Source organism: Paracoccus sp. SCSIO 75233 (genome assembly GCF_027912675.1).
Classification (GTDB): Bacteria; Pseudomonadota; Alphaproteobacteria; order Rhodobacterales; family Rhodobacteraceae; genus Paracoccus.
On the sequence record NZ_CP115757.1, the window covers coordinates 2926524 to 2937500 of the forward strand.

The 10977-nt window shown below is 60.9% G+C and carries 10 protein-coding genes (1 of these 10 cut by a window edge); 8 read left to right on the forward strand and 2 right to left on the reverse strand.

Going from position 1 to position 10977, the window contains the following annotated elements:
• The first annotated feature begins 66 nt into the window (after nucleotides 1–66).
• From PAF12_RS14225 to PAF12_RS14235, 3 genes are all read left to right on the forward strand, one after another.
• The gene (locus PAF12_RS14225) at nucleotides 67–990 is read left to right on the forward strand and encodes an N-formylglutamate amidohydrolase (protein WP_271107661.1); all 924 of its coding nucleotides are present in this window, start codon (nucleotides 67–69) and stop codon (nucleotides 988–990) included.
• A 38-nt stretch (nucleotides 991–1028) separates the two neighbouring features.
• The gene (locus PAF12_RS14230; protein ID WP_271107662.1) at nucleotides 1029–1454 is read left to right on the forward strand and encodes an NUDIX hydrolase; all 426 of its coding nucleotides are present in this window, start codon (nucleotides 1029–1031) and stop codon (nucleotides 1452–1454) included.
• Between the two features lie 423 nt (nucleotides 1455–1877).
• A complete protein-coding gene (locus PAF12_RS14235; protein ID WP_271107663.1) occupies nucleotides 1878–2549 on the forward strand; it encodes a FadR/GntR family transcriptional regulator in 672 nt (223 codons plus the stop codon).
• A 9-nt stretch (nucleotides 2550–2558) separates the two neighbouring features.
• Here the strand turns inward: PAF12_RS14235 and PAF12_RS14240 are convergent, their stop codons facing one another.
• A complete protein-coding gene (locus tag PAF12_RS14240; RefSeq protein WP_271107664.1) occupies nucleotides 2559–3233 on the reverse strand; it encodes an IclR family transcriptional regulator in 675 nt (224 codons plus the stop codon).
• A 316-nt stretch (nucleotides 3234–3549) separates the two neighbouring features.
• On the opposite strand from PAF12_RS14240, the gene PAF12_RS14245 reads away from it, so the two are divergent.
• From PAF12_RS14245 to PAF12_RS14255, 3 genes are read left to right on the forward strand one after another with little or no spacing between them, the layout of a single operon-like run.
• Nucleotides 3550–4572, forward strand: coding sequence for a TRAP transporter substrate-binding protein (locus PAF12_RS14245; RefSeq protein WP_271107665.1), 1023 nt, complete (start codon nucleotides 3550–3552; stop codon nucleotides 4570–4572).
• A 57-nt stretch (nucleotides 4573–4629) separates the two neighbouring features.
• The gene (locus PAF12_RS14250) at nucleotides 4630–5130 is read left to right on the forward strand and encodes a TRAP transporter small permease (RefSeq protein ID WP_271107666.1); all 501 of its coding nucleotides are present in this window, start codon (nucleotides 4630–4632) and stop codon (nucleotides 5128–5130) included.
• 10 nt (nucleotides 5131–5140) lie between these two features.
• Nucleotides 5141–6430, forward strand: coding sequence for a TRAP transporter large permease (locus tag PAF12_RS14255; protein ID WP_271107667.1), 1290 nt, complete (start codon nucleotides 5141–5143; stop codon nucleotides 6428–6430).
• Between the two features lie 6 nt (nucleotides 6431–6436).
• On the opposite strand, the gene pyrF is transcribed toward PAF12_RS14255, so the two are convergent.
• On the reverse strand, nucleotides 6437–7123 hold the full coding sequence (pyrF, locus tag PAF12_RS14260; protein WP_271107668.1) for an orotidine-5'-phosphate decarboxylase: 687 nt from the start codon (nucleotides 7121–7123) through the stop codon (nucleotides 6437–6439).
• 245 nt (nucleotides 7124–7368) lie between these two features.
• On the opposite strand from pyrF, the gene clpB reads away from it, so the two are divergent.
• On the forward strand, nucleotides 7369–10008 hold the full coding sequence (clpB, locus tag PAF12_RS14265; protein ID WP_271107669.1) for an ATP-dependent chaperone ClpB: 2640 nt from the start codon (nucleotides 7369–7371) through the stop codon (nucleotides 10006–10008).
• 163 nt (nucleotides 10009–10171) lie between these two features.
• Nucleotides 10172–10977, forward strand: the 5' portion of a protein-coding gene (gene msrP / locus PAF12_RS14270) for a protein-methionine-sulfoxide reductase catalytic subunit MsrP (RefSeq protein ID WP_271107670.1). 103 nt of this gene lie beyond the right edge of the window; 806 of the gene's 909 nt are visible here — the first part of the coding sequence; the start codon lies at nucleotides 10172–10174; its stop codon lies beyond the right edge, outside the window.

The window sequence follows — 10977 nt, forward strand, 5'->3', positions numbered from 1 at the left end:
GTCTCTCAGGGTTTCAAGACAGTTGGCGACAGAAAACGACGCAGATATAAATGGGATCGAGACCACATGGCGGTAGCCGGATTGCACAGCGATTCCGGCGGCAGGGAGCACGAAGAGATGCGGGAAACGCCGGGTGATATATACAGCCATGTTCTGAGCCGTCCGCGTAAGTGGGAAAGCGGCGTGATCGTGTGCTCGCCGCATTCGGGACGTGACTTTCCAGCGTGGTTTCTGGAGGAAACATGCCTTGATGTGACGGCGCTTCGGTCTTCGGAAGATGCGTTTATGGACCGGCTGATCGAACCGGCGCTTGCAGCGGGGGCGGCGACCCTGGTTGCGCGGATACCGCGGAGTATTGTCGATCTGAACCGAAGCGCCTCCGACCTCGATCCCGGCGCGGTTCGGTGCCGGGTCACGCGCCCGGCCACGCCACGGGCGCTTGCCGGGCTTGGGGTGATTCCCCGCGTGGTTTCAGCCGCGCGACCCATACGCCAGCGGCCGATTGCGATGGCGGAGGCGAAGCGGCGGATCGAGACCTATTGGCGGCCCTATCACAAGGCGCTGCGCGGGCTGGTGGATGAGGCTGTTGCGCGGTTCGGCTGGGCGATCGTCATCGATATGCACTCCATGCCGCATGAGGCGATTTCGCATCTGCTGCCGCCCCGGCCTGACATTGTGATCGGCGACCGGCATGGGATCAGCTGCGGTATGGTTCTGCGAGAGCGGGTTTGCGCGGCATTCCGGCGCGCGGGCTTCAATTTGCGACTGAATGTGCCATTCTCCGGCGCGTATGTCGCGAATGCCTATGGTCGGCCGACGCAGGGGGTGCATGTCCTGCAGGTCGAAATCGACCGTTCGCTTTATCTGGATCAGGCGGAAATGAAACCCTCCGCCGGCTATCCACGGCTCGCGGGGCAACTGGCTGATGTGTTGGGCGAAGTTGCGCATCTGAGCCCCGATGCCCCCGCAATCCGGCACGCGGCAGAGTGAGCGTTGATCCTGTCAGGCCGGTTCCATGGCGTGATGGGATGGTGTTCCATGCGGCGAATCTTGTGCTGACCTGCGGGTCTAACCTTCTGACGCTGCAACGTGACGATGTCGACCATATCCCGTTTCCCGGGCTTTGGGATCTGCCCGGGGGCGGACGGGAGAACGGTGAAACCGCGACCGAATGCGCCCTGCGGGAGCTGTGGGAAGAATTCGGCCTTCACCTGCCACCGGATCGTCTGGAGACCGTGACGGCGTTCCGAAGCGCCACCGTTCCCGGGGGCGTGTCCATTGTCTTCACGGGTCAGCTTGGCCGCGACGATGTGAAGGCGATCCGTTTCGGTGACGAGGGGCAGGGATGGGCGCTGATGCCGGTTCGCAGATATATTTTTCATCCGCAGGCCGTCCCGCATTTTCGCGGCCGCGTCGCGCATTGCCTTTCTGTGGCTGGATTAGAGCATTTGTAAAGTTGCTGCGGTCGAGGGTGGCTTTGCACACATAAGCTGGTGCTTACGGCTTCACGACGGTGTACCAGTCGCGCTGATCGTGATGGCGGTGATAGTGCTTATATTCCGACCATCTGCCGCGTCGGCGTCAATCGTTCAAAGCGCTGCCCGCTTCAACTGCTTCTATGCCGTTCCGGCAGCCCCGCCTGATTGATTTCCCTGCTGGTTGTCATTGCAACAAAACAACTGACGTGGGGTAAGTTGTCGCCTCCACGATCTGATAGTGACCTCGCGTCATGCCTTGGCCCCATAACTTCACTCAACTGAAGTTCAAATTTTAATTTATCGCTGTACAAAAATAACTTTATCGTAAATACAACTGGTTACGTTAAGTTGTATCTTTCCGGTGAGTTTATGATTCCACGACGTAGTTTGGCTGATGTAGTGTTCGAGCGCCTTGAGGCTTCCATTAAGTCCGGTGCCTATTGTGAGGATGAGCGACTTCCGACGGAGCATGATCTGGCGACGGAATTTGAAGTGTCGCGACCCGTGGTGCGAGAGGCGCTGCGTCGTTTGCGTGAAAAAGGGCTGATCTATTCGCGTCAGGGTGCAGGCAGCTTCGTCAGGTCGTCCGGTATCCGCAATCCGCTGGGCTTCAGCCCGCTCGAAAACATTGCCGATCTGATGACGTTCTATGAATTCCGTCTGGCGGTAGAGCCTGCGGCTGCCGCGCTGGCGGCAGAACGGCACGATGCGCGGATGCTTGAGCCGGTGGCGTCCGCTTTTTCCATGATGAAGGACGCCGCCAACCGGCAGATTCACCGTGAAGACGCGGATTCGCAATTTCACCTCGCCATCGCTGCTGCGGGCGATAACGGGTATTTCGCCACGACAATGGCGGCGCTGAAGGAGCATATCGCGGCAGGAATCCGGTTTCATGCCATTTCGTTGAAGCGAAACCCCGACGGGCTTCTGCAAACACTTGCCGAGCATGAAGAGGTTTATGAGGCGATCAGGAACGGTGATCCGGCGACGGCGCGGAAGGCGATGCAGTCCCATCTTCTTGCGTCGCGCAACCGCCTGTTTGAGCGGCGCAGATCGGGCGTGGCGGTCTGACGACTGCGGCTACCAGATTTCGGAAATCGCCTTCGCGCAGGCCATGACATGCGCGGGCGCATCCGCTGGGAATTCATGAAGTGCGACGATGGAGACGGCGGCTTCCGCAGGCTGTGCGGCGGGATCGGGCGGCATGATGGGTGCTGCGATTCCGACCGCGCCCGGCTGCAACTCACCCCGCGTCATGGCGTAGCCCTGTTCCCGTGCGCGCTTGACGGCGGGCAAATCACCATCGGCTGCGGGCCGGGCGGACAGAATTGCGTGCCCGGAGGCCCCGTGAATGAGCGGATGTTTGAAACCCAGCCGATAAGAAACCCGCAAGAACCCGTCGCCGCCCTCTTGCACCAAAGCGACGACAGCATTCGGGCCATCGGCGAGCACAAGACAGGACGTCGTCCGCGTCGCCGCTGATAAGGTGGCGAGATGCGGGGCGGCGGCGCTCAACCTGTGCTTCTCCACATGCGCGGCGAGCGGGATCAGCCCGGCACCGAGAACGGCGCGACCGTCAGGCAGGCGTCGTGCCAGGCCATGCGCCTCAAGGGTCGCGATCAGCCGATAAGCAATGGCTTTGTGGACAGAGAGACGATCTGCGAGTTCGCCCGGCCTGAGCCCCTCCGGCGTTTCCGAAAGCAGGCCCAGCACAGCCAGCCCCCGATCCAGAGTTTGAAGAGTCGCAGCAACCATTTGAACTTTCTAGATTATTCTGTTGACAGAAAGATGTGGCAGATATATCGATATTAGTAACAAAAAGTGCATTAAACGACAACTAGTATCGGAGGGTAACGAGTAGACGCAGCTGATGGCGGTTCTGGAAAATCTGATACCCCATCTGTTTTAAGCTTTCCGGCCGCGTCCCGCCGGAGCTTCATCTGGAAAAATCTATGGCTGCCATGCGAATGAGGCGCATCTCGGCCGATGTATAACCTGTGCCTGCGCATGGATCTGGCCGGCGGAGATACGGTCGCGGATTGCGCGGGATCCCGAGGGAGGAAGCACAAAAATGAAAACCATCTTAACCGCCAGTGCGCTGGCGCTGATCGCGGCTGCGCCGGTCATGGCCGAAACGAAGCTGACGCTCAGCCACTATCTGCCAGCAGTTCACGGTATTCATACCGATTTCATCGAGCCGTGGACGAGGCAGGTATCCGCCTGCACCGATGGCGAAGTCACCTTTGATATTTACCCGGGCGGCACGCAGAAGGGCAATGTCGCAAAGCAGCAGGAGCAGGTTCTGGCTGGCGTCGTTGACATCGCGCACGGGCTGTCGGGGATCCCGCGCGGACGGTTCAACCGAACGTCGCTGGTCGAGATGCCCTTCCTGACGCGCGATGCGGGCGCTGCGACGCATGCGCTGTGGTCGCTGTATAAGGAAGGTGAGCTTGGCAATGAATATGACGGGCTGAAGGTGCTTGCGCTGCATGCGCATAATGGCGGGTTGCTGCACACGAACGGCGTTCATGTCGAAACGATGGAGGATATGAAGGGGTTGCGGATCCGCACGCCTTCCCCGCCCGTGTCCGAAATGCTGACCTTCCTGGGGGCGACGCCGCAGGGTCTGCCGCCGGGCGAGGTTTACGAAAACCTTCAGCGCAACGTGATCGACGGGACCGTGTTCCCCTGGGATCCGATCAAGAGCTTCGGTCTCAACGACGTGTTGACCGACCATCTCGATATGGGTGCCTACACGGTGTCGTTCTTCTTCGTCATGAATCAGAAGAAATACGACAGCCTACCGGAGAAGGTCCGCTCCTGCATCGATCAGGCGTCGGGCGACAACCTCGTCGGTAACTTCGCCGATTGGTGGGACAGCTGGGACGCTGCGGGGCGCGAAGAGGCTGAGGCGGCAGGGCACAGAATCACGGCGCTTTCAGATGACGAACGTGATCGCTGGCGTGACGCCGTACAGCCGATGATCGACGAATATCTTCAGACGATGCAATCCGATGGGGTGGAGGACGCGCCGGAACTGTACCGGAAGTTTCAGGACAAGGTTGCCGAGTTCGAAGCTTCGCAGCAGCAGTAATACCACCATCGGCGCGACGCGAGGTCGCGCCGATGTGACAGCTTTCAAGGAAAATAAATGGCTTCGTTTCTTCGCCGCATCGACGGCCTGATCGAAATTCTTGCCGGTGTCGGTGTGCTCGCCTACTGCGCCGCTGCCCTGATAAGCGTGGCGGATGTGATCGGTCGCCGGATTGGGACGCCGGTGCCGGGTGTCGTGGATCTGGTCCAGCTTTTCATCATGGCGGGGGCCTGGTTGTCGATCCCCTGGGGCTTTTCGGTCGCCGCGCATGTCGGCGTCGATTTTCTTATCGAAAGATTACCGCGCGGGATTGGCCGCAGCCTGCATGGTATCGCGGCTGCATCTGCGATGCTGCTGATGCTGTTCATCTTTACCGAGTGCATTCCGGCCTACCGGATGCAGATGATGCTTGGCGACAAATCCCAGCAGCTTGGCATCTCCATCGGGTTTTATTGGACGCCGCTGCTGATTGGCGTCGCTGCATCCGTCCTCGCCCTTATCCCGGTTCTGATGCGCCTGTTTCTGGATCTGCCGCAGACCCGGCATGCCACCCATTGAGGTTTGAACAATGTCCATGCCACTGATCGGCCTTGCCGGTTTTGTCCTGACGCTGATGCTGATCGCCACGGGCTTTCCGGTCGCCATCTCAATGTCGCTCATCGGGTTGGCCGGAATTGCGCTGAGCGGCGGGTTCGGGCAGGCTGCCTATGTGTTGTCGACCGCTCCGTTCGAAGCCATCTTTCCTTACAGCTTCAGCGTCATACCGCTATTTGTCCTGATGGGCGTGTTTTCTGCCCATGCGGGCCTGTCGAGATCGCTTTTCGATGTGATCAATGCCTTTGTCGGTCGGTGGCGGGGCGGTCTGGCGGTGTCGACGGTTGGCGCGTCAGCCGTGTTCGGGGCGATTTGCGGGTCATCGCTGGCGACGGTCGCCACGATTGGCCGGGTCGCGATGCCAGAGATGCGGCGATATAACTATGACGACAGCCTCGCCGCGGCCTCTGTCGCTGCAGGAGGGACGCTCGGGGTGCTGATCCCGCCATCGATCATTCTGGTCATCTTCGGCCTGCTGACTCAGACGCCGATCGGGGCATTGTTCATGGGCGCGATAATTCCGGGCCTGCTTGGCACCGTACTTTATGCTTTTGCGGTTATGATCAGGGTCCGGCGCCGCCCCGAGCTGGCGCCCGCGGGCGAGGTGGTCGGTTGGGGGCAGAGGATCTCCCTCTTGCTGCGCGTCTGGCCGGTTCTGGCGTTGTTCGGAACCGTCATCGGCGGAATGCAGTTGGGCTGGTTCTCTCCGACCGAGGCTGCGGCAGTGGGCGCGTGCGGCGCGTTCTTGCTCGCGCTGGCAACGGGCGGGCTGAACCTGCCGGTGCTGCGCGACATCATGCGTGAAACGGCGGCGCTGACGGGGATGATCTTCCTCATCCTGATCGGCGCATCGTTCTTCAATTTCTTTCTGGAAACCACCGGCCTGCCGATGATGCTGGCTCAGGTGATCGGCCAGTCGGGTTTGCACCCGACAATCGTGATGATCCTGATCCTGCTGTTCTACATCGTGCTTGGCTGTTTCATGGACTCGATGTCGATGGTGCTGCTGACCGTCCCGCTGCTCGCGCCAGTTGCGCTGGCGCTGGAATATGACATGGTCTGGTTCGGTGTGCTGGTCGTGACGGTTGCCGAAATCGGGCTCATCACCCCGCCCGTCGGCATGAACCTGTTCGTTGTGCAGGCGACCGTGCCGGGGTTGCGGCAGGAAACCGTGATCCGCGGGATCGTCCCGTTTATCGGCGCGGATGTCCTGCGGCTCGCCCTTTTGCTGATCTTCCCGTGGCTGGTCTGGTCCGGAATGTGAGCCGGTTCAGGGCAGTTCGTCCAGAATAGCCTGCGCCGCCGCGCGCGGATCGGCAGCCTGCCAGACCGGGCGACCGACGACGATATGATCGGCCCCCGCCGAGATTGCATCGGCCGGTGTTTCCACGCGTTTCTGGTCACCGAGTGCGGCACCGTTTGGCCGTACACCGGGGGTGACGATCAGCCGGCCTTCGGATTCCGGCAGCGCGCGAATGGCCGTCGCCTCGCGGGGCGAGGCAATGACACCATCCGCCCCGGCCTCGAACGCGCGCACGGCGCGCTCCACAGTCAGGTCATGCAGATCACCCGGCGCGATCATTGCGGCGTCCAGATCTGCCCGATCCAGCGAGGTCAGCACCGTGACGCCGAGAATTTTCGTCTGTGATCCCGCAGCACCTTCCTTCGCCGCGCGAACCACATGCGGATCGCCATGCACGGTCAGAAAATCCAGATCGAACTGGGCCAGACCACGGACGGCCGCTTCGACGGTCGCGCCGATGTCGAACAGCTTCATGTCGAGAAACACCCGCTTGCCCCGTTCGTCCTTCAGCTCACGCGCCAGCGCCAGACCCCCGCCGGTCAGCATCCCGAGGCCGATCTTGTAGAACGACACAGCATCCCCGATCCGATCCGCCAGCTCCTGTCCGGCAAGCGCATTTCCGACGTCGAGTGCTACGATCAGGCGGTCGTCCAAGGCGGTATCCTTTCGAGAAGATATATTTGCAGGGGGCTCTCTCACGGCCTTAGCCAATAAAGCGCATCGATGCCAGACCGACCAGTATGACAAAAGACTGAAAATGCGGGGCGATTGCTGTCTTGCGGAACTTCTTACTATTGCATCGCATACCCTGCATACCCATCTGAAACCCGAAGACCCGCGACGACATTGTGCCAGATCTGGGCGGTGCCAAAGGCGGGGGCTGCAAAGGAGAGATGTCCATGGATATGGAAAAATTTACCGAACGTTCGCGCGGGTTTATGCAGGCTGCGCAGACGATTGCGATCCGCGAGGAAAATCAGCGGGTCATGCCGGAACACCTGCTGAAGGCCCTGATGGATGACGATCAGGGGTTTGCGTCCAATCTCATCACGAAATCCGGGGGCGATGCGAAATCGGTGCGGCAGGCGGTCGATGCTGCCGTTGCGAAGCTGCCGAAAGTGTCGGGCGGTGACGGGCAGGTCTATGTCGATCCCAGCATGGTCCGGGTTCTGGACGAGGCGCAGAAGCTTGCGGACAAGGCGGGTGACAGTTTTGTTCCTGCCGAGCGTATTCTGACCGCGCTCGCGATTGCCAACACCAATGCGAGGGATGCGCTTGCGGCAGGGAATGTCAGCGCGCAGCAACTGAACTCTGCGATTAACGATATTCGGAAGGGCCGAACCGCCGACAGTGCGAGTGCCGAGGACAGCTATGAGGCGCTGTCGAAATACGCCCGCAACCTGACCGAGGCGGCGGAAGAGGGCAAGATTGACCCGATCATCGGCCGCGACGAGGAAATCCGCCGCGCCATGCAGGTGCTGTCGCGCCGGACCAAGAACAATCCGGTGCTGATTGGTGAGCCGGGCGTGGGGAAGACCGCCATTGCCGAGGGGCTGGCGCTTCGGATCGTCGATGGTGACGTGCCGGAAAGCCTGCGGGACAAGCAGCTTTGGGCGCTCGATATGGGTGCTTTGATCGCCGGGGCGAAATATCGTGGCGAATTTGAAGAGCGGCTGAAGGCGGTTCTCAAGGAAATCGAGAATGCAGCGGGTGAGGTCGTGTTGTTCATCGACGAGCTGCACACGCTGGTCGGCGCAGGCAAAACCGATGGCGCAATGGATGCCGCGAACCTGATCAAGCCCGCGCTTGCCCGGGGCGAATTGCATTGTGTCGGTGCCACCACGCTGGACGAGTACCGCAAATATATTGAGAAGGACGCCGCACTTGCCCGCCGTTTCCAGCCCGTCATGGTTGAAGAACCGACGGTCGAGGACACGATCAGCATCCTGCGCGGCATCAAGGAGAAATACGAGCTTCACCACGGTGTCCGCATTTCCGACGGCGCGCTCGTCGCGGCGGCGGAGTTGTCGCATCGCTACATTACCGACCGTTTCCTGCCGGACAAGGCCATCGATCTTGTCGATGAGGCCGCGTCGCGGTTGCGGATGGAGGTGGATTCCAAGCCGGAAGAACTCGACGCGCTTGACCGGCAGATCCTGCAAATGCAGATCGAGGCCGAGGCGCTGAAGAAAGAGGATGACGCCGCCAGCAAGGACCGGCTGGGTCGGCTGGAGAAGGAGTTGGGCGATCTGACCGACCAGTCGAAGGCGATGACCGCCCGCTGGCAGGCGGAGCGTGACAAGCTGGAAGGCTCCCGCAATCTCAAGGAGCAGCTCGACCGGGCGCGTGCCGAGCTGGATCAGGCCAAGCGAGAGGGCAATCTCGCCCGCGCGGGTGAGCTGTCCTATGGCATCATTCCCGGACTGGAAAAGCAGCTTGCCAAGAGTGAAGGCGGTGACGGCACAGACGGCGTGATGGTCGAGGAGGCCGTCCGGCCCGAGCAGATCGCGGAGGTCGTCGAACGCTGGACCGGCATCCCGACCAGCAAGATGCTGGAGGGCGAGCGCGAGAAGCTGCTGAAGATGGAAGAAATCCTCGGCAAGCGCGTTATCGGCCAGTCCGAGGCGGTGACGGCGATCTCCCGCTCCGTCCGTCGTGCGCGCGCCGGGCTGAACGAGGAAAGCCGTCCTCTGGGCAGCTTCCTGTTCCTCGGCCCGACCGGCGTTGGCAAGACCGAACTGACCAAGGCGATGGCGGAATATATGTTCGACGATGAGAATGCGATGATCCGCATCGACATGTCGGAATATATGGAGAAACACGCCGTCGCCCGTCTGATCGGCGCGCCTCCGGGCTATGTCGGCTATGACGAGGGCGGGGCGCTGACGGAGGCCGTGCGCCGCAGGCCCTACTCGGTGATCCTGTTCGATGAGGTCGAAAAGGCGCATCCGGATGTGTTCAACGTGCTGCTTCAGGTGCTGGATGACGGTCAGCTGACCGACAGTCAGGGCCGTAAGGTGGATTTCAAGAACACGCTGATCGTGCTGACCTCCAACCTCGGCAGTCAGGCCCTGTCGACCCTGCCGGATGAGGCGGATTCGACCGATGCCCGCAAGGACGTCATGGACGCGGTGCGCGCGCATTTCCGCCCCGAGTTCCTGAACCGTCTGGACGAGATCATCATCTTCCGCCGTCTGACGCGCGAGAATATGGATGGCATCGTCAAAATTCAGCTTGCGTTGCTGGAGGCGCGGCTGGCGGCCCGGAAAATCTCGCTCGATCTGGATGAGAAGGCGATGAAATGGCTGGCGGATGAAGGCTATGATCCGGTGTTCGGTGCGCGTCCGCTGAAGCGGGTGATACAGCGGGCTTTGCAGGACCCGCTGGCTGAAATGCTGCTCGCTGGCGAGGTGCTGGATGGGCAGACCGTGCATGTCAGCGCGGGCGATGACGGCCTGCTGGTCGGCAACCATATCGGGACCGCCGGGCACAAGCTGGGTGCCGTGGGCGAGGGTCCGAAGGACGCGACGCTGCACTGATCCAGCCGGACGAACATATGAAGAAGCCCCACCTGATCGGCGGGGCTTTTTCACGACAGAAAATCTCGCTCAAACGAAATTGTGAGGTAACTTTTCCGGCCTCTCGCCCGTACCCTTGATACGAGCTTTTCGATTTTTCCGATTCCAATGGTAGGAGCGCGCCATGAAACTAAGCTGGTCCGATGTCACCCCTGAAGCCGTCTGGCTGAACCGACGCAGCTTCATGGCGGGCGCCGCTGCCGGTGCCGCCACGCTTTCGGCAGGTTCGGCACTTGCTCTCAGCGGCGCGCCCTCGCGCCTGTCGACCGATGAAAAGCCGAACAGCTTCGAGGAGATCACCAATTACAATAATTTTTACGAGTTTGGTTTCGGCAAAGAGGATCCGGCGCGCTATTCCGATGCCATGACAACGGACCCCTGGTCGGTGGAGATTGGTGGTATGGTGGAGCGGCCCGGCAGTTACGGGGTCGAGGATCTTGCGCCCGAAAACGCTCTGGAAGAACGTATCTACCGGCTTCGCTGCGTCGAAGCCTGGTCGATGGTGATCCCGTGGCTTGGCGTTCCGCTGGCATCGGCGCTGAACAAGGCCGGAGTCGAGCCGGGGGCGAAATTCGTGCGATTTGAAACGCTCTACAGGCCGGAGGAGATGCGGGCGCAGCGTGGCGGCGGCATTGACTGGCCGTATCACGAGGGGTTGCGGATCGACGAGGCCATGCATCCGCTGACGATTCTGGCCACGGGTCTTTATGACAAACCGATGCCCAATCAGAACGGCGCGCCGATTCGGCTGGTCGTGCCGTGGAAATATGGGTTCAAGTCGATCAAATCGATCGTGAAGATCACGCTGACCGATTCCCAGCCTTCGACGAGTTGGGAAACGCTGCAACCGCGCGAATACGGTTTCTACGCCAACGTGAATCCCGAGGTGGATCACCCGCGCTGGAGTCAGGCGACGGAGCGTCGGATCGG